Origin of the sequence: Pseudobacillus sp. FSL P4-0506, from assembly GCF_038003025.1 — a bacterium.
In the GTDB taxonomy this organism is placed as follows: domain Bacteria; phylum Bacillota; class Bacilli; order Bacillales; family Domibacillaceae; genus Pseudobacillus.
Genome location: NZ_JBBOOI010000001.1, coordinates 854869 through 876445, shown reverse-complemented (window position 1 = coordinate 876445; position 21577 = coordinate 854869). Strand labels below are relative to the sequence as shown.

General features: G+C 40.1%; 8 protein-coding genes. 1 reads left to right on the top strand and 7 read right to left on the bottom strand.

Going from position 1 to position 21577, the window contains the following annotated elements; all coding sequences use genetic code 11:
- Positions 1-177: 177 nt before the first annotated feature.
- The 7 genes from MKZ02_RS04270 to MKZ02_RS04240 all read right to left on the bottom strand — a co-directional run bounded on the left by MKZ02_RS04270 (position 178) and on the right by MKZ02_RS04240 (position 20198).
- The gene (locus MKZ02_RS04270) at positions 178-4305 is read right to left on the bottom strand and encodes a S8 family serine peptidase (RefSeq protein ID WP_340852043.1); all 4128 of its coding nucleotides are present in this window, start codon (positions 4303-4305) and stop codon (positions 178-180) included.
- 596 nt (positions 4306-4901) lie between these two features.
- Positions 4902-7958, bottom strand: coding sequence for a YhgE/Pip domain-containing protein (locus MKZ02_RS04265; RefSeq protein ID WP_340852041.1), 3057 nt, complete (start codon positions 7956-7958; stop codon positions 4902-4904).
- 1645 nt (positions 7959-9603) lie between these two features.
- Complete coding sequence (locus tag MKZ02_RS04260) at positions 9604-12270, bottom strand: S-layer homology domain-containing protein (RefSeq protein ID WP_340852039.1); 2667 nt, start codon at positions 12268-12270, stop codon at positions 9604-9606.
- A gap of 1531 nt (positions 12271-13801) precedes the next feature.
- Positions 13802-16510, bottom strand: a complete 2709-nt coding sequence (locus MKZ02_RS04255; RefSeq protein WP_340852038.1) for an S-layer homology domain-containing protein — start codon at positions 16508-16510, stop codon at positions 13802-13804.
- A gap of 498 nt (positions 16511-17008) precedes the next feature.
- Entirely contained in the window at positions 17009-18118 is a 1110-nt protein-coding gene (locus tag MKZ02_RS04250) for a glycosyltransferase family 4 protein (RefSeq protein ID WP_340852036.1), read from the bottom strand.
- Positions 18119-18174: 56 nt separating this feature from the next.
- Positions 18175-18891: a WecB/TagA/CpsF family glycosyltransferase gene (locus MKZ02_RS04245; protein WP_340852034.1), complete on the bottom strand. Its 717-nt coding sequence runs from the start codon at positions 18889-18891 to the stop codon at positions 18175-18177.
- Positions 18892-18902: 11 nt separating this feature from the next.
- Entirely contained in the window at positions 18903-20198 is a 1296-nt protein-coding gene (locus MKZ02_RS04240) for a nucleotide sugar dehydrogenase (RefSeq protein ID WP_120035216.1), read from the bottom strand.
- Between the two features lie 269 nt (positions 20199-20467).
- Here MKZ02_RS04240 and csaB point away from each other — a divergent pair, with 269 nt between their 5' ends.
- Positions 20468-21574: a polysaccharide pyruvyl transferase CsaB gene (gene csaB, locus MKZ02_RS04235; RefSeq protein WP_340852033.1), complete on the top strand. Its 1107-nt coding sequence runs from the start codon at positions 20468-20470 to the stop codon at positions 21572-21574.
- Positions 21575-21577: the final 3 nt, after the last annotated feature.

Below are 21577 nucleotides of genomic sequence, written 5' to 3'. Positions count from 1 at the left end.
AAGTTCTATATAGTCTACAGAAGGCTCATTGCTCTCTATAATCACATTTCCTACAACCCTAAATGTGAAGAGATTAAACTCACCAATCAAAGCTCATTGTGTCTGACCATTGGTTGATCCCGATTGCTAAATGATTAGTCCCCGCAATATCTAGTTGGTTTCTTATTACTTGGGAATTTATTCTATTTTTTTATTTACTGTAATAACTGTAGATCTTTTATTTCCTACCTTGTCCTTTGCTTCCATTGTTATTCTTGTACCGGCTGCATACTCTCTATCCAGCTGGATCGTAAAACTGCCATCTTCATTCGTAGCCGTTTCACCTGCTACGTTGTTATTTACTTTCACTACAACCGTTCCAGGCTCATTCAGTTTACCGGAAATGGCCGTCATTTTTTCCCTTACTACAGGCATAATCAAAAATACAGGAGCAGCCATGTCTTTTAATACATTCGTATAGACTGGTTTGCTTTCCTGGCCCGCCTGGTCTTTCGCTTTTACCATCACCTTCGTGTTGGCAGGCAGTTCAGTTTGCAAAGAAACGGTGAAATTCCCCTGCTCATCTGACAAACCTTCGCCCAGTTCTTCGACAATCTGAAGACGGGCATCAACCCGATAAAGTTTGACTGACGCTCTTTCGGATACCTTGCCGCTCACAAAGCTGGATGTATGATAGATCGGGTTTACTTTTGCAAGAATAGGGGCCGTTTTATCTTGAACGGTAAGCACTTCTTCTTTCTTCAATCCAGCATAGTCTGTGATAGCAACCGTTACGTTTGTTCCAGCCATCAGCTTTCCGACAGGAATTTTAAAATTCCCTTGTCCGTCTGTCGCAACCGGTGTTTTAGTCATCGGCAATGAACCGGCTTGCACATAAATTTTTGCTTCTTCGCTCACTTTTCCTTCAAAAAGGGAGCTAGCATCATTCAATTTAATAGTATCAGCAAGCAGTTGAGGAGCTACTGTATCTTTTTCTACTGTGACAGTCACTGTCTCACTTTCCAACGCTTTCGGTTTAGCCAGATCTTTAGCTATTAATGTAATTATAGTACCTGGAGCTCTTCGATTTACTAAAATATTGAATCGCCCAGTCGCATCCGTTTTAGCTGTGCCAACTGCTTTTCCATCAATCAAAGCTGTAACTGTAGCGGCTTCACTGACTTTTCCTTCTACATATTTAGAAGTTTCATAGATTGGCTGAACAGAGTTTGTTTGAATAACTGGATTGGTTCCATCCGTCACCGTAACCTTTTTCTCAGACTTGGCTGTGCCGCTGTCCCAGAAGATAAAAGTGACCGGTGTATTAGCAGTAAGTTGCGGCACTGTAACTGTGAAATTTCCGTCTTTATCTGTCGTAACTGATTTAATCTTGTTCTCGCCCACCTTTATTTCCACCCGGCCTTCTTCACTTAATTGGCCGGTCATCACTTGCTCACCTTTATCGGTCAAAACAATAGTTTGCGGTAAAATCAGCTTAAGCGGAATACGGTCTTCTATTACCATCGCACTCGTTAATTTGCTTTTGTTTTGTGCTGTATCTGTTGCCTCTAAAGAAAGCTTCGTGCCTTTTGGCAATTTTTCTACAAGTTGAAGTTTAAACGAATTATTTTCACTTGTTGCTGTTCCAAGTGTTTTTTGAACAATTCCTTTTGAATCGACGACAGAAATTTTAACTGTCGCTGCTTCATTTACACTGCCTTCAATGTAATTGGAAGTATTGTAGACAGGATTTACTTTTCCGATTACCGGAGCTGTTTCGTCTTTTACTTCAGTCTCAACGGTTGTTACATTTGGTTCTTTGGCATTATCTTTAATAATAAGTTTAACCTGATCGCCTGCTTTTAACTTGCCGGCTGCTAATTTAAAGTTGCCATTTGCATCGGTTGCTACTGGCGTTTTCGTCAAAAGCGTATTTCCTATTTGCGCCTGTACTTTTGCTTCTTCACTTACTTGCCCTTCAATCAACGTCTTTGCATCTGAAGCGAGGACCTTTTGCAATACAGGAGCTACTGTATCTTTTAAAACAGCTACTGTTTTTTCTTCTGTTTGTTTTGTACCAATGGCCGCTTTCACAGTAACTATTGAGCCAACAGGCAAATAGCCAATTTTAATCTTAAAGTGGCCCGCCGCATCAGTATCCTGGGTAACTACTTTACCAGTGCTGCTGACTTTCACTGTCACTTTCGCTTTTGCACCGATGTCCCCTTCAACATACTGAGAACTGTCATACAGTTCATTCACTGCGATAATTTCAATAGGCAAGTAGGCTTCCAATGCTTTCTTGGCGTCAATCAATTTTCCGCTAGCAACATAAGCTCCTCCTGTTGTCATCGCCTTGCCGGTTGTTTTTAATGCATTCATTATTTCTGCAGGTGTACCGCTGGAATGGACGCCCATCATTAAAGCAGCAACACCTGTGACATGTGGAGCAGCCATTGACGTTCCATTCTTGTACTCATACTCATTAAATCTAATGACTCTCTCTGGATATTCTAAATTCACTTTTGTCGTTGCTGGATTTAGCGAAGAATAAAAATCAGCATACGGAATAGAACGAACCTGATAATTGCTAGATTCATAGGCTGTTCCACTCACGCCTTCTACGTCACCGGCGTAAAACTCATCGATGACATGAATCCCTAACATATCGGTAACAAATGAGCTTTCTTCATTGCCCCAAATCGCATCACGACCTGAAAGCAGCAAGCTGCCCCCGTCATTCATATATGTTTTCAGGGAATGAGTATCTGTGCTGGTCAAAGGAAATTCATCAGCTGTCCCATAAGCATCACCGGTAAACCAAATGACTGTTTTATATTTCTTTAACGTGTTGGCATCTGGTCCATTTTCTGATTGATTGATTATTTGGGTTGTATACGTATAACCCAGAGACTTTAATAACTCTTGATAAATAGATAGGTAAGAGCTCATATCCGCATCTGATTCATCATCATCCACTAACAGGATTGGCGATGACTTGTCTCCCAAGAAATTCATTGCTTTTTGAAAAGCCGCTTTTCTCTCTGTGAGGCTGGCGATATGTTCAAAACCAAACCCATTGACGATTGCTTTGTAATTGCTTCCTTTTACTTCTACTCCTGCTCCGAGGCGGGGCAAAGAAACGGGATCACGATGAGGAACTGTACTTAATATTGATACGCCAGGAGCTGACACATCGACTGACGACTTGCCATAGTTGGAAAAGCCCGCTAGTCTCCCTTGATTATCAACCGCTGCTACCGTAAGGATATTTGCACTCTTGTAACTGGCTGGATAAGAAGGCATCGAATCAATATTGCGCCCATCATTTCCAGCGGCCGCAACAAATAACATTCCTGAATCAGCAATCGCCCGTTCTAATGCATCTCCCGCAGCGCCATCATCACCACCCCAACTATTGTTGGAAACTTTCACTCCCATACTCTGCGCATATTCAATAGCTTGAATGGCATCAAACGTTGACCCGCCATCGGGACCGAGAAATTTAAGCGGCATAATTTTAGCATTCGGCGCAATGCCGGCCACTCCTTGTGCATTATCCATGCTTGCTGCGATGGTGCCGGATACGTGCGTTCCATGTTCGTCCCCATCTTCTTCATCATAGACAGTATTATCATTATTAAAGAAGTCCCAGCCATGAATATCATCTACATACCCGTTGCCATCGTCATCGACATGAGGCTGGCCGTTCTTTTCCTTTTCATTCGTCCATATCTTATCAGCCAAATCTGGATGATCAATGTCTGTTCCTGTGTCAATCACAGCAACCACTGTTTCCTGCAAATGTTTATCCTTAATGAAATTCCAAGCTTCTGGCAGGTTAATATCCATGTCAGACTTGCCTGTCTGCCCTAAAATTGTCTGTCCTGTATTATTTAATCCCCATAACTCATTAGAATAAGAATCATTTGTGAATCCCGCTGCCGCATACTGATAGTTAGGCTGCACATGGGCAATCGACTTATCCTGGGTAAGTGTCTTCATTAGCCCTTTGGCCGTCTGTTTTTTTGCATCAAATGTAACGAGGGCTACATTCTTATTTTTAACCTTCTTATTTACTTTGAGGCCATGAGTCTTTAAGACACTTTCTGGCTTCATCCCTCTCTTAAACTGAACAATCAACTCTCCCGGAACGCTCTCTTGCTTTTTCTTCTCTCGATCCGGCAAAGATAAAGAATGCGCGTTTCCTTCTTTTAATTTATCCATTGCTGTGTTCTCTTCTTCTGCTTTGACCGGACTGGCGCCTACAGAAAATGCAGAAAACAAAAGTACCCCTGCTAATGCCGCTGAATATACGTTTTTCACTGCCTTTCCTCTCTTTCAATTAGGAATAAAAGCTTTAAAGTTACTTATATATCGGCATATATATCTATTACTTTTAGCATTAGTTTCTTTTTTATTTAACAAGTATTTCGACAAATATATAAAAGAATGGTCAGCAATAAATAAAAACAGAGAGCTGATAAACAGCTCTCTCTTTTTAAACTCCTATTTAATTGTAAATTGCCCCTAATTGTTTAGTTTCACTCGAATACGAATATAGTTATGAATGTAAAAATTCATATAACTTGGCCATTATATATAAAAAGCTTCTTGAAGAAAATCGCTTCAGTAGACAAGATTACTGTAGAAGAGAGTTATGGTACCCGTACTATAATTTTAGCAGTAAACTCTAGAAAGTGTTGACCAAAACTGCAATCCTGATCTAGAATTGGCAACTATACATGAGGACCGCTTTAGTACTGGTTATCACAGCTAAGCCTCCCCTTCTTATTTGAACTTATTAGAGGATAAGGAGCTTTTCTCTGTATCTTGAAAAGCGCTCTATGTCCCTTGAAATAAAGCAGGTAGAGAAAAAGTTACTTTTTCTCTACCTGCTTTGAATTAATAAACGGATACGGCTAAATAACAATCTTACTTTTCTTAGCTTTTTCCATAAATTTATCACTAGACTTATTGAAGAATTTCTTTAATCCTATCCCCATGATCAAGGCAATGATAAAGTAAACCACTAGATAAATAATTTGCTTCCACGCAAATCCCCATATGATTCCTCCCACTGCCTCTCTTAAAAGGGCAATCGCATGTGTAAATGGCAAGAAGGAATGAATATGTTGAAAGAACGGCGGGGCCATTTGAACAGGGAAAGTTCCTCCTGATCCACCAAGCTGCATAACCATTAAAACAATAGCTAATACTTTCCCTGTGTTCCCGAATACAGAAACTAACGTGTATACAATTGTGACAAAGACTGCGCTTATCATAATGCCAAACAAGACATACAGAAATTTATCTACTACATAGGTGTGCATAATAAACAAATTTCCGGTTGTTACAATGAGGGCTTGTGTAATACCAATCCCCACAAAAGTCAATAATCTGCCAAGGTAAGTTTCGTAACTCTTAAATTCTGCCTTTTCGTCGATATCTACTTTTAACGACGAAACGAGAAGTAAAGCACCTACCCATAATGATAATACGCTATAAAAAGGATTCATTGCCGAACCATAGTTCGGGATTGGATAAAGTTTATGCTCATCTAATAATACAGGTTTTGCAAGGAAATTACTTACCCCTGACGGATCCTTTTTCAAAATATCAATTAATTGGTCTAAGTCTCCCTCTTCCTCTAACTTCCGAATCTTTTGAGCGATATCGCTGACTGTATCTTTTGCTTTAGGAAAATATTTATTGGCTAATTCAAGCTTTTCTTTTCCCTCATCTACCCCCTTAGATGCTTTTTCAAGTATGGTACGAACTTTAGGAATTTTTTTGTTTACTTCATCTAAAACATCAGATACATCATATAAAGCGCTTGTTGCATCTCTTGTTATAGCTTTATATTTTCTAGAAAGATCACCACTAATAAATTGGATCATATCTTCTATCGAACTATCGATTTTTCTTGATAATCGATTTACATCTTCTAATTTATCTTTACCTGTTGATTTGGCCTCTTTAATGCGGGCAATTACCTGATCAATAGACGTTTTTGTATTTTTGAGATTATCCTGTATGGTTTTAATTCGTTCAATTTCCTCTGTAACAGTATTTGAGTCAATAAAATCTTGAACATTTTGCAATCCATTTTGAATAGAATCAATAGAAGTTAATCCGCGATCGACTCGACCGACCATTCTCTCTAAAACAGCGATGGTTTTCTCAGGATTTTCAGCCGTTTCTAACAAATTTGCTAATTTATTGTCTACGGTGGTTTGCGAATTTTGAAGTTGATTGAACTTTTCTCGCATATTTTTGTCTATTTTTTGCAATTCTGACACTGCCTGATCCAATGCATTTTTGCTGTTCACATCATACTTTTTAATTGCTTCATCTATACGCGCCTGCGTTGTTTTCAAACTTTCCTCAAGTTGAGTTAATATTGTCAGACTTGGGCTTTCTCCCTTTTCTGCCATCTCTAAAGCCTTATCAACAATTTGTTGAGCTTTCTGAAGTTGACTTTGTAAGGATTTGAAGTTTTCTTCTAATCCAGCTATCCGTTCACTGTTCGTAATGTCACTGGCAATTCCTAACAAGTTAACTATTTTATTTACTCTTTCTAAATTACTCTCAATCAAAGAAGAAGTGTTTTCAAGCTCTTGTTTTACTAATTCAGGGTCGATTTTCTCTCTGTTTTCTTTTAGTTTTTGCACTGCATTTAAGGCTGAATTATTTATCTTGCTAGCACGCTCCATAATATCGGCCATTCCAGTAGAAAGTTCGTTTAACTCTTTAATAAGTGTTTGCACTCGCGGATAAAGCGTTGTATCGTAGTTTTCACTTAATGTATCTAAATTATCGGCTAGCTTGTCAGAAAGACTTTGAGTTTGCTTGATTATATCCACAGCAGGGTTATTTCCTGACTTTAAATCTTTAATCATTTGTTGAAGATTAAGTTTTAATTGTTTTAAGTCCTCCTCATTTTGTTCCAACGATTTTTGTAAATCTTTTATTTTTGAAGAATTTTTGAGACTTTGATCTTGTTCTTTTAAATATTTATATATATCCTCCAAACGATTAGATGCTTCATCTAATTTATTTTGTTTTTCTCGGAGAGAACTAATGAGTTGGTCTAGATCCTCACCTTTTTCCGATAAGTCATTTGTAAATTGAGGAACTTTCCTAAACGCTTTTTGAGTACTGCGTAAATTAGTGGTAATGGCATCAATAGTCTCATTTACTGTCTCTTCATTGTCTTCCAGCTTTGTAATTAATTGCTTGTTCAGTCTCTGTGCTTTATCATGTATATCATCCATTCGCTCGAGTGACTCTCCCGATTTGTCAACCGCGGCATCAGCCAAATCTAAATCACGCCCTGCAAGTTGTAATTTAGAATAAATGTCTGGCATATCCTCTTCTAAACGAAAGATGGCATTTCTGACTTTTTCAATATTGTCCTGATTACTTTCTAGTTCAATCCCAAGTGAATTAAAAACCGTCATAATTGTTTTATTTGCTTCTTTAATAAAATTGCTTTGAATATTTTCAACTACGGCAGAGGCACCTGATTTTGTTACTTTAGGAGAAATTGCATTGACTTTTTCATTGATGTAGTATTCAATCTTCGGTTTTTCAATGTCATCTGTCGTTACACTGATCAATTTCTTGGAAAAATCTTTTGGAATGATAATAGCAGCATAGTAATCTCCATGCTTCACGCCTTTAACGGCTTCATCCTTAGAAACGAATTTCCAACCTAAATTTTTATTCTTTGTTAAAGAAACTATCACTTCATCTCCAATATTGAATTCCTTATCCTGAATTTTCGCTCCTTTATCTAAACTTACAACAGCAATGGGCACACCCTTTGTATTTGAGTAAGGATCCCAAGAGGCAGCGATATTAAGCCAAGCGTAAAGAGAAGGCAAAAAAGCAACGGCAGCGATAACAATCAACGCCGCCGGGTTTTTAACAATATTTCTAAAGTCTGTTTTAACGATATAGAAAATATTCTTCATATATAAACCTCATTTCAATAACATTTCTCTATAGCAATCTATGAGCTATCAATAGCCTTTAATGGCTGAGTGAAATAGCGCTAGATCCATTTCGATGATGGCTTAAAGCTCTTTTTCTAACATCTCTCACTCTCCTAATACTCTTTTCCATCGCCTCAGAAAAACCCACATATGAAAAAACTAGACCCAATTCTGCATTAGCCATTGGATTGTTCTAAATAAGAGAAAAACTATATACTCTTTTTACGAATAGACGTTCTGTAAATATGGATAGCGCTAGTAACGCTTTGTTCAAACAAATCATTTCTTGTATAAATGAATCGGCTAAGGAATTCTTTACTAGAACATTCTTTTGACAAGTGGCCTCATCACAAAAAAACGTTAAAAAATGAGCTTATAGCTGTAAACCTGCCTAATGGTAAAAAGCATTAAGCCGATAGATAAAACGCATCAATTATGTAAAAAAGTTCATTAATCGTCCCATGCTGATAAATAAACGTTAAAAAGAAAGCTTTTGTCACTTTCGTGCTATTAGACGATTCCTCTTCTCGTTCATAATCTATATTAAAAAAACATTTCAGAAATACCTTCATTAAAACAATATGAAAATCACCTTAATCAACCTGTTGTAAATCTATGCCATTTACTTAGCGCTCTTATCATTCTATAATAAATCAATTAAAGAAACTAGTAAACCATCTTTAGGCTTTCGGAGGAGTGCCCTTATAGATTCAGTTATAAGGGTAATTAATAAGACGCCATTTATTTTGAATAGCTAGGTTATAAAAGCAAACTTTTATATTAGTATAGAGTTGATGCATTCACATATAAATCAATTCATGTCCGTTTGTTTTTTTAAAATCCTCCCAGAAAAGTCAACTTGTAAAAAGGATTATTTTAAAATAAAAAGATAGAATGGTCTCGTCCATTTCATCTAGACGGCAAGATGTTATATGCGCATAAAGGATATCCGCATTTACACATTCTATTATGGATATGTAAGAATGCCCTATTGGCAAGGCACTAGCCTACCCCTTCTCATAGGACTTCAAACGTTCTGTTCCTTCTTTATTTGTTGAATGAATTAGCTTATATGACAGCTATCAACTCCATTTGGTTGATTCTTTGTATCCAAACAATCTATCCACATATCACAAAATAACGACAATCCCCTTCATTATCTTTAAACTCACGATATTCGCTTGTTTGACCGGTATTCTTTTCTCTCTTTCCTTTATACTCAGCCACTCTATTTGTTCTATTTCCCGTTCTTCTATATGTTCATTCCTATTTTTTCTAAATATAGAAATAACCCTCACTCTACAATGGAGTCAGGGCATATATGATTAGTTCGTAATTGTCATATCTATTTAACTTTTTTATTGGTTCTGTTATATTTAATTGTTGATTTTCACTGCAGGAGAACGCTTTCCGTTACAATCAACGATTAAAAAAACAACATTTACCTTTAACAGAGCCTTTTTATTAAAGCGGTTTTTGAGCAAAAAAAACCTGTAAAGATCTCTTCTTCTCCGTCAGGAAGATGCCATCAACACATATTAGGCGATGGCAGTGATTCTCTTTCTACCCACAGAACTTATCAAACGTCTTTCGATACATTTCAAAAAGCAACAGACACTTCTCCTCAACTTTGAGATATTTCATTGAGAATTCCTATAATATAATCTGATGCTTGTTCACGTTGCTCCAAATCTTGTACCGCATAATTTGAATTATGTGTGTAAATTAATTTAGCAGAGGAATAGTCCTTTTGTTTGAAGGTCTTACTAGTAAAGATAACGTCAAATACATTTCTCGCATCATTTTTAGCTAAAGCAATGGTAGATCCTGTGCCAAATGCATTTCTCTCTGTACCAATAACATTAAATTGTTTGGCTACCTCTGCAGCTGTTCCTGCTTTAGCATATACAGCTTCACTGTAAGTAATTTCAAGTGCTCCTGATGCCAAATCTATTACTTTTGCACCGATAATGATGGGAGCAGCATAATCGTATACGTTTGTATCGTTAACTGCCACTTTATACTCCATTCCTTCATTTTCAATCCCATTTACATCTTTAAGTGTATCTGCCCCGATTGATACTATGAGTTCTCCGCTTTCGACAGCACCCGTTTGGAATTTAACCGAATCAGAGGTCGGGGTAATCGTTAATGTATCTTCATTGACTACATACTTCAGCAAGCTTGAACCTGTTAATGTGGCTGATTGGAAACGCCCGCCTATAGATTTTATAAACCCTTCCACTTTAAGATTAGACTCATCTAACCCGGACGCTACAATCTTTTCATCAAATTGAACTGTCACTTTTTCAGCGGAATGTAATATTACCTTTTTTATTTTTGGGGCTTCTATATCAACCCCTTTAACAATCGTTTGTAAATCAGCTTGATTCGTTTTTCTATTAAAATCAGCTACAGGGGCAGTTGATTTCGTTACACCTCTTTCGATAAGAACCCGGTAGGATTTTTTAATATCTGGGATAAACTTAGTAGCAATATCTGTATGGTCCCTTGCAAAAGCACTAGCGACATCTTTAATTACTAGTGTTTTACCAGTAGGGTCTCCACCGTAAACGCTGACTGCAGTTCCACCCGCAATTAGGTATCTTTCTCCGTAACCGTCGATATTAATGTCCCCTGCCTCAACGTCTTCAATAGCCACTGGCTGATCAAATGTCAAACGTAAATCCGCCTTTTCTTTGTTATCCACCTGTTGGATAAATTCAGCATTCACGATCGTAGCTGCCTCGTTTTCAGCCGCCATGGCTTTTATGTTACGAATCTCATCATTTACAGCATTACGAAATCTATCATTAACCGCCACTCCAGATGGTAAAGAAATCGTATAAGTCAATCCCTCATCAAAGGTGTCTTCTTCATTTGTCGTTATTACTAAACTGTCACCTGAGAAACTGACTTTACTCACGTCCATAGTTGTACCGTTGGCTCTTTGAATCGTAAAAAGATATACATTTACCAAAACTGAATCAGAAAGGTCCTGATCAAACGCAACCGTTATTTCATTTGTCCCTGTTACACGCGCCAGTTCTACTTTAGGCTTCGCTTTAGAAATTGTAGGGGTATTGAATGTTGTAACAAGTTGAGAAGGAGGCAATGCAGAGCCGTTATCCGCTTCTAAATTGGGATTCATTTTGATTTTATATGTTGTACCAGCTTGCAATACGCCTGGATTAATTTTGAACTTAACCGCTGATTTTGTCGTTGCATCTACCCATGCGCTCTCTCCAAGTACACCATTTACTTTTACGCCATAAGCATCGAACACTTCATAATTTGCTATATTTCTTGCCTCTTCATCCATCTTTTGATCGAATTTCACGACCACATCATTTCCATCTACCTTTACTTCGGGCAGTTCCAGGCCTTTTAAAAGAACAGTCGGATCAGATTTCACCTTCACATTTACAATTAGTAAGTCTTCCTTGTATTCGCTGACTACGGCTACTGTGTATGCTTTGCCTTCCACTAGCTCCTGTTCACGTTGATTCAGCTTATTGGGTTTTAAAATAACAGTGGTCGTCTTTTTGTTCTCACTAAAACTGATCATTTCAGAAACGAAGTTGGCTGTTCTGGCTGATTCCGTCACATCAAATGCAACTATCTGATTTCCAGCCTTTTCAATGTAAGCAGCCAGCTCTGCATCAACCGCTTCATCAAAAGTGACTTCAATTTGTCTTCCATTGATCGCCTTTACTGATTTAATTGCAGGAAGAAGGGCTTCCTCTTTAATCTGAGTGGCTCTATATAAGAAAATAGCAAAGTCACCACGTGTCGCATAATCCTGTGTCCCAAATGTGGTTTCCGATGTTCCCTTTGTAATTCCATACTTTACTAAAGCCTTCACCGCATGTATGTATTGGCCTCCGACGTCAGTAAAAACAAGTTCTGTATCATCCGCCTCTAACTTAAAGGCCTTTGTAAGCCATACAGCCAGTTCACCGCGTGTGATATAATCTTGAGAACCAAAAGTAGTTTCCGTTTTTCCATTGGTGATTCCCGCTGCTTTAAGAGCATTTACCTCTTTGATTGCACGAGCTGGGACATCAGTAAAACCGGAAGATGGGACAGATTCACTATCAAGTCCCAGTGTTTTCACAACAAATATAGCTGCGTCTACCCGTTTGATAGGTTCATAGGTTCCGAATGTTCCATCTGTTTTCCCTTTCATTCCTTTAGAAACCAAAAAATTGACTGCTTCTTCATATCTGCTTCCTACATCAGGAAAACTTGAAGCAAAGGCAGATAAAGATAGATGAGCTGATACGATCATAACTATAACAACACTTATAAAAAGTTTATAAACAAATTTTAGGAAAAGCACTATGTAAGAAAACCCTCCCATACTTTTCAAGTTTATCTTCATTTTATTTATCGTGAAAACAAATAACTTACAACATAAAGATCGTTAGAGATAAAATAGAATAAACAGAATTAGATGAAGCATATTATCCATTTTAATAATAAAAAACAGCATTTTTCCATGGTATATATATCCAGTGGCAAGGAATAATTATTTATCTTATAGCCTTTGTCAATCTAGACATGAAACTTGTCCTTTCCATCTTGCTTCATTGTTATTCTCCACTTTAGCCTAGTCATACACTATCCGATTATTCTTTACATTCATGCTTTTCGCTTAACAAAAAGACAGCAGGCCAAATGAATAGCCCACTGCCTTATTAATTTTCAAATATATGAAGGTTACCTGACACCCTATCTTTGTTTTCTTCATAGAAACTGTAACACTTTCTTCTGCACACAGGAAATCATCTTCTGCTTTTCTAAAATCAATACAAACATTATATCCGTTACCGGTGTTAAGTCTCCTAATATTTGTCTTGAAGCTTGCCCTAAGTCTTCATTATGCTTAACATTTGCAAAAAGTCGGATATCGTTATAACCCTCACTATCATTCCAACTTGCAGTAACTGAATTTGTTGTGGTCTCAGTGGGCAATCCGACTAATATAACTGGAGGTCCACCAGTTTGTAAAAAGCACAGATAGCTTCTCCATCGTCTATAAATCTCCAAAACTTTCATGTTGAAAATAAAACCATCGCATGGAGCTTATCATCAGTAAGAGTTTACTTACTCTAAAATAATTTTATAAAAAAAGAGCAATCATAAAAGTATGATTGCTCTTTTAAAGCCTTTTATTCAAGAAACGAATTTTAGTAAAATAATTTTCTTATAGAACTGCCACTGACTGGGTCTCTACGCTCCTACATGCTTTCCTCTTCTTATATGTTACCATACAAGTCCAAACGGCATGTGATCTTCACTACTATGAACCCGAAGCCATCTTACTAGTGTCAATGGTGCTAACACACCTCTTCTAATAAGATTTCAAACGTTCCATTATATGCATCCCTTATTTTAACGACCTTAGGCCTCCACAGCCCAATATGAATCCAAATGGTTTAACAGTCAATTGTGCCATTCGCAATTCGATTATTTCAAATCGAGCGTACGTTGTTGAGCTGATAGCGCAAATAATTGGCAACAACGTCAGTTCATATCACTTAAAGTGGATTCGTTATCCTAGCCATAGTCAGCTTTTAAAGAACCCCTCCTTAGGACTTTCACCTAAGTACGTCTTCACCTGACTTCATCCCTTTGAGCTGTTAGTCTCGCACTGGATGCAGGAGGATTAGGCACATGAAGTTGATTGTTATCATGGGACGGAATTACACCGTTCAAATACATATAATAGTTAGAAAAAGCTGCCAATTAAGGCAGCTCTCTTCCATTCGTTTCACAGATAATAATCTGCTTATCAAATAACGTTTCGTTTATTTTTATTACTCAGCTTTTTTAACACCAGTAATTGTTTGTGTTACTGCTTCATTTCCTTTGTCATCTTGAACAAGGACATTTGTGTTTTTAGTGTAATTTACTTTTACTTTAGAAAGATCTAAGTCTGTTTTGAAAGTATCAGCTTCATTAAATGTTACTTCAATTACCTCAGTACCTGCACCTGAAACTGATTTTCCGTAAGCAGCTTTGCTTGCGTTAGCTACAGTGAATTGTGCAGCTTGTTTCACTGCGTCGTCCCCTTTGAAGACAACAGCTTCACTAAACGTAACATTTAAACCGTCAGCAGCTGCTTTTTGAGCACCAATAATTACTGGGTTTGCACGATCAATAATATCTTTGTCTTCTAAGCTTGTAGATAAAAGTTCAGTATTTTCAACATTGCTTACTTTGCCTTTAATAGAGTCTGCAGCAATTGTTACTAAGTCATCAACAGCACCTGTTGCAAATTTCACTTTGCTGCTAGCCGGTTTAAGTGTTAATTTATTTCCACTTACGCTGAATTTAACTTGTGAATCGCCTTGTAACGTTGCATTAGTTGCAAAGTTACCATTGTCATATAATTCAAAGCCTTTTACTTTGATGTCAGATGCTCTTAAGTTGCTTGCATTAATATCTTCTTTGAACTCGACAACAATTTCATCAGCAGAATTCATACGGATTTTATCAAATTCAGGTGCAGAAATACTTACACCACCAACAGTAGCTTTAAGTTTCTCTTGATTTGTTTTAGCATTTGCACCAGCATCTGTTTTAACAACGCCAGCAGCTAATTCAACCGTGTATGTTGCACCATCTTCAGGAGTGAATGCATCGCCACCAGTGATTGCAAATTTAGATTTTACATCCTTAATAATTACTGTTTTACCGGAAGTATCTCCAGGGTAAATTTCTGCCTCTAAAGCTCCAGTGATTGCATAAGTATCGCCACCGTCTTTAATAACGATTTGATCACCTGTTGCTTCATTTAACTTCTCAACATCTACGCGTTGGTTAAATGTTAAAAGAAGATCTGCTTGGGCTTTGTTATCTACTTGTTGTTGCAACTTAGCAGATACTGATGTTACTTCAATGTCTTTTTGAGCTTGCGCTTTAAGACCTGTTACCTCTTTGTTAGAAGCGTTAGCGAAGTAAGCATTCTCTACTCCATTAGCCGGAAGGTCAATTGTATACGTTAAGTCAGTGTCTAAAGCATTGTCAGCAAAGCTAAGAACAATTTCTTTAGCATTAGTACCAGCTGCTACACCAGTTACCTCTACAGTTTGTCCACTTGGTTTCTTCACTGTAATTTGTTTTGCATTAAAGTGATTATCTGCTGCTAAGTCCTTATCAAAAGTAACAACGATTGTATTATCAACTACACGTGCCACTTTTGCAACAGGTTGTGCTGCTGTGATAGAAGGTGTTTTAACAGTGATTGTCCGTTGGCTGTCAGAAAGTGTTTTTCCAGCATCAGTTTCAACAGCTTCAGCTACTTTAATTTTATATGTCTTACCTGCTAAAAGACCTTTGTCCTTAGCAAGCTTGAACTCAACTGATTTTTTCTCAGTTGCATCTACCCATTTACCGTTACCAGCTTCTACAAACTCGGAAAGAGCACCGATTTCTTTGTCATTTTCATATACTGTATAGTTTCCAACCGTTTGAGCTGAATCAGCCATTTTTGTTTTGAAATCAAGAACAATTTTATCTTGATCAGCATTTACTGAGAAATCAGGAGCTTCCGCACCTTTTTTAAGTACTTGAGGACCGAATTTTTGCACGATTGAAGAAACCGTGTTGTCATCTCCATCCATCAAAGCAACTGTGTAAGATACATCTGCCTCAAGTTGGCGTGTTGTTGGCTCCTTGTCATAAGTCTCAGCCAAAATAACATCTGCTTTTGTGCGGTCAGCATTAAAGCTGATTGTGCTTGATTTGATAACATCCGCACTGTTTGCTGTTTGTCCGCCATGGAATACAACAAAGCGTTCGCCGCTTTTTTCGATTTCCGTTGCAAGATCTTCATCAACTGCTTTTGCAAATGTTACTTCAAGTTTTGTGTCGTTGATTGCTTCAACTTTTGCCACACCTGGTTGAGGTGTTTCATCCATTGTTTCTAATTTGTAAAGGAAGATTGCAAATTCACCGCGCTTGATCGGATCTTGCGTGCCGAATTTAGAATCTGTTTTACCAGAAGTGATTTTTTTATCTACAAGCGCTGCTACCGCATCTTTGTATCGGTCAGATACATCTGTGAAATTAACGTTCTTAGCATCGCCTTTAATTTTGTAAGCATTCGCAAACATTAACGCTGCTTCACCACGGGTGATTTCGTCGTTTGCTCCAAAGCGAGTGTCAGTTTTACCATTAACAATACCAGCTTCTTTAAGAGCATTTACTTCTTTCACACCACGACTTGGCACGTCTGTGAAGTTAGAAGCTTTTGCATTATCAATTTGTTGTTGTGTAAGAACTGCTTTCGCTAAAATGATTGCGAAGTCAACACGCTTGATTTGTTGATCAACACCGAATTGTGTTTCGTTAATACCTTTTGTAAGGTTATTTTTCACTAAGTAGTCCACTGCTTCTTTGTAACGTAAACCTACATCAGTGAAATCTTGTGCTGCAAACGCAGGTGTTACTGCAGATGCTACCATAGTAGCTGTCGCCGCAGTAGCAACAAATTTACGATAAGACTTTGGTTGGTAAGCCATGTAATAGTTCCTCCTGTTTTGTAAAGTATTCTTTAAATTTATGAAACCAACTAGCCATAAAACCAGTTGTTCATTACATCGGTTGATGTCGAGAAATCTTTAGTCCCAACTTAACAATATTACGTAATTTACGTAATGTTTGTATTGGTTGGAAGATTTAAACTCAAAATCTATTCTACCAAAGTGCTGTTGTTTTTCAACCGTTTTTTTGCTATTTCCATATTTTAATAAAATTGTTACATTTGATATAAATATGAAAATAACTCGCCTGTTTTTGGCGATTCTTGTAGATAAAATTATAATTTGTGGTATGAAAAACCATAGCTTTCTCATTATATACCAATTAAGCAGGAAATTGAAAGGATTTTTACCAATAATTTTGTCTCTTTTCTGTTACAGTTGTAGAAAACTTGGAAAGGAAAGCGTTTTTTTGGCGCTATCTTTCTTAAAAAATCACAGAAAAAAACCTGAAAGGATGTCTTTCAGGTTACGTTTATTTCACTTTTGCTGGGCTGCTAGCTTTGTATACAATGCCCGGGTTTGCTGTTCAAGCTGCTCTAAGGAGTAATGGCGGGACGCATATTGATATAATATTTCACCCATTGCCGCGAGCTGTCCTTCCTCCTGGCGGCTCATTGCCTGGCCCAGGGCCTCGGCATAGGCCGATGGGTCCTCTACCGGCACGATCCAGCCCGTCTTCCCTTCCTCAACTAGTTCTTTCACCCCACCGACATCCGTCGTCACAATCGGCACGTGCTGATTGGCTGCTTCCAGAAGAGCGAGCGGAAAGCTTTCACTGTAGGAAGCAAGCAGCGCCAGGTTGGAGGCGGCGTAGATTTGATCCACGTCGGAACGAAAGCCGAGAAAGTGGACATGGCTATTCAGCTGTCGCTTCTCCACTTCCTGCTCCAGTTCTTGTTTGATCGGTCCGTCCCCTACGAGCAGCAGGTGCGGGCGCTTGTCTGCTTCCATCTTCTGCATTGCGTCAAAGACAACGGTGTGGCCCTTGATCGGGTGAAGGCGGGCAACCATTGTCATGACGAAGTCTTCATCGGTCAGCCCCCATTCGGTACGCGGAAGCGGCGGGGCCGTTTCTTTCGTAAAATGGATGCCATTGTAAACGGTGTGGATTTTATGACCGTCGATGCCCAGCTTCATCAGGTTCTGCTTAAATCGCTCGGATACGGCAAAGTAGCTGTCCATTCTCTTGACCGCATACATGCTGAGCGCTGTGAAAACCTTCCCCTTTACTCCGGACTTCACAAAATCAAGGGACGGGTCGCTATGGACGGTCGTCACCCAGCGGATGCCGGTTTTCTTTTTTAAGTAAATGCCGAACAGGTTGGCGCGTGGGCCGTGTGTATGTAAAATTGTGAACTTCTCTGATTGAATGAAGTGGACGAGCTTTTTCAAAATGGAGAGATCGTAACGAGAGCTCTGGGTAAACACTTCCGTACGGATGCCCTTCGCTCTCGCCTCCTCCGCAAACGAGCCCTCCTGCATGAGCGCCAGAACCGCTTCCTCTTGAGCGAATTGCTCCAGCAGCGTAATGACATGCTTGCGCGAGCCGCCTGTTTCGGCTCCTGTAATAAGATGGAGTACTTTCATGACATGCCTCCTTAAAAAAAGTGCCTGGCCTCTGGAGAGATGCCGGGCACTTTGTATTATTTTTGAAATAAAATTTTGAGCAAAAACTGCGGCAGCGCCATTTGACGCTTGAGCCGCTTCGGCTCTTTCATGAGACGATACAGCCACTCCAGGCCAAATTTACGGTAAAAAGCCGGTGCCCGCTTGACCTTGCCGGAATAGACATCGAAGCTGCCGCCGACGCCCTGGAAGACCTTCACGTTTGGCAGCTTCGGCATGTTCTCTTTAATCCATAGCTCCTGGCGCGGACTGCCGAGTGCAACGAATAACAGAGCTGCGCCGGATTCACGGATTTGCTTCACGAGAGCTTCCTGGTCCTGTACGTAGCCATTGGCATAGCCAGCTACACGCAAGGAAGGAATTTTCTCTTCCAGCTTTTCTTTCGCTGTCCGAACGACCTCTTCCTTTGCCCCGTAAAAAAAGACACTATGCCCTTCATCGGCGGCAAATTGGAGAAGGCGCCCCATCATATCCACACCAGTCACCCGCTCACGCAGCTGGCCCTTTTTCAGCTTGGAAGCGATGATCATGCCGATCCCGTCAGCAATCTGGTAGGTGGAATTGTTAATCAATTCTTTAACGAGCGGGTCGCGGCCGGCGGTCATCACCTTTTCTGGATTTACCGCAATGACCGTAGACTGCTCCCCGTTGGCTATTCTCTTTTTCAAATCAGCGATAATCTGCTCATACGTGTAGGGCGAGACAGACACGCCTAAATATTGTTCTTTTTCCATTCCAGACATCCTCAGCTATTGATTGGCTTAACCGCAATGGCTTGCAGGCCAGTCACGTCACCGATGCGATAGACCGTAAGCCCTTCTTCCTGCTCCAGGTTCGTGCAGTTCTTCGTATCGAAGACAACCGCCGTTTCCATTTCGGACAGCAGGACGTTTTTGTCCATCTGTTTGAATTCATTGTGATCCGTTAATACGACGAGCAGATTCGCCCCTTTCACCGCTTCTTCGAAGGAAACGAGCGGGAACGGCACTTGTTCTTCTCTAACGTGCGGATCATGAACGCGCACATCATAGCGCGGGTTGGCCAGCACTTTTTCCACGATTTCGATCGCCGGGCTTTCGCGCACATCATCAATATTGCCTTTGTACGTTAAGCCGAACAGCGCAATTTTTGGCTCCTTCAATTCAGATGTCAGCTTGATGATCTGCTCGATCACAAAGTCCGGCATCGAATTATTAATATCGCGGGAAAGCTGGATCATCAGCGCTTCTTCTGGTGCTTTTTCCACGATAAAATACGGGTCAACAGCAAGACAGTGGCCGCCGACGCCTGGTCCCGGCTGGTGAATATTCACGCGCGGATGCTTATTGGCAAGCTCAATGACTTTATGGGCATCGACACCGAGGCGGGCCGAAATCTTCGCCAATTCATTAGCAAGCGCAATGTTCACATCACGGAATGTATTTTCCATCAGCTTTGACATTTCCGCTGTCACCGCTTCTGTTTCAATGACATCGCCTGTGACGATTTGACGGTACACATTCGCTGCCTTTGTTGCGGCTTCCGGTGTAAGGCCGCCGACGATGCGTGTATTCTCCACCAGCTCAATTAAAATACGGCCCGGCAATACGCGTTCCGGACAGTGGGCAATCGCCACATCTTCTTTCGGGTTAAAACCGGCCGCTTCGATGATCGGCGCTACTACATCATCCATGGTGCGCGGCGGAATCGTGGATTCGACGATAACGACGTTCCCTTTTTTCAAGTAAGGAACCACGGCTTCTGTCGCACTCCGAACATAGTCCACGTTTGCCGTGCAGTCCTCATGAATCGGCGTCGGTACAGAAATAATGAAGGCATCTGCTTCCTCCGGTTCCAGAGAAGCACGCAGCTTGCCGGAGTCCACTACCTCTTTCACCACTTCTGGAAGGCCGACCTCCTCAATAATAATCTCACCTTTATTTAAACGCTCAACAACTTGTTTGTTGACGTCTACTCCTACGACCGAAAAACCGGCACGCGCAAAAACAGCCGCTGTCGGCAGACCAATATATCCTAATCCAATGACGCAAATTTTTTGCATGTGAAAAAATCCTTTCTAACAGAAGTTGTTCAAAACGGGCGGATTACTATGAATGGTTCCCCTGTATTCCTACAGCCATCGCTAATTGCTTGAATTTCTTTTCCTGCCGTTTTGAACGTCTATCCTATGCCAGTATAATTGAATTTCATTGCTTCCAATAGTATAGCAAATTCACTTTCAGCTTGCACTAATTTCATTGAATGTCCTTGCTATCAATGATAGAATGATCTGTAGCTTTTTAAGCATTTGATTTGAAGGAGGACATCCGTTTGAAGGTTGTGATTTCGGGATTTTATGGATTAGGCAATACTGGTGATGAAGCGATCCTGGAAGCGATTGTAGATAATTTACGAAATGAGATAAAAGACATAGATATTACTGTGTTTTCCTTGTCGCCAGAGCAGACGGCAAAAGAGCACAATGTCAAGACCGTCTACCGCGGCTGGCGCCATGATAACAAAGGAAAAATCCGGGCGCTGCGGCAAGCGGATCTATTGATCAGCGGCGGCGGCGGCTTGCTGCAGGATACATATCCGACGAAGTTTTTGTTCGGCCCGCTTCCTTATTATTTGCTTATCGCTTTTTTAGCAAAGCTGTGCGGAGCGAAGGTCATGTTCTTTTCACAGGGCATTGGACCCGTCACTTCGACATGGGGCAAAATTCTAATGAAAGTGTTCGCCAACCGTGCTGATTTCGTGACAGTGCGCGACCAGTACTCCAAAGATTACTTGCATAACCTCGGTGTGAAGCGGCCGGAAACGGTTGTAACAGCGGATATCGTTTTTGCTTTCCAAAAGAAGCCGGACGATTCTTGCTTGAAGAGCCTGCCGCTGAAGGGCCATGAAAAGCTTGTAGCCGTATCGACACGGCCTTGGTTTGAACACGATGATTATTATGGCAAGCTCGCTGAAGTGCTAGATGAACTCATTGCGACAGAAGGCATCACCCCGGTATTCGTGCCGATGGAAGGCCACCATGATGTGGATGCGTCCAAGCGCGTCATGCAGCTGATGACACGGGCAGATGACTGCTTCCTGCTCGGCGGAGACTTTACGCCGAACCAGTATTTGAATTTTATCGGCGAATGCGAAATGACGATTGGCCTGCGCCTGCATTCCTTGATCTTCTCGGCGCTTTCCCATGTGCCTCATATCGGCATCAGCTACGATAAAAAAGTGGAAAGCCTCTTAAAGCGCTCCGGCATGTGGGAATATTCTTTCCCTTTAGAAGCATTTGATCCGGCAAAAATGAAAGAAAATGCCCGTTACGTGCTTGCCAATCGCAGTGAGCTCAGTAAAGTGGTGGCCGGCAATGCAGCTGAAATGCGCAGAGAGGCCTTAGAAAATATTGAACTATTAAAGAAAAAATTTATGTGAAGC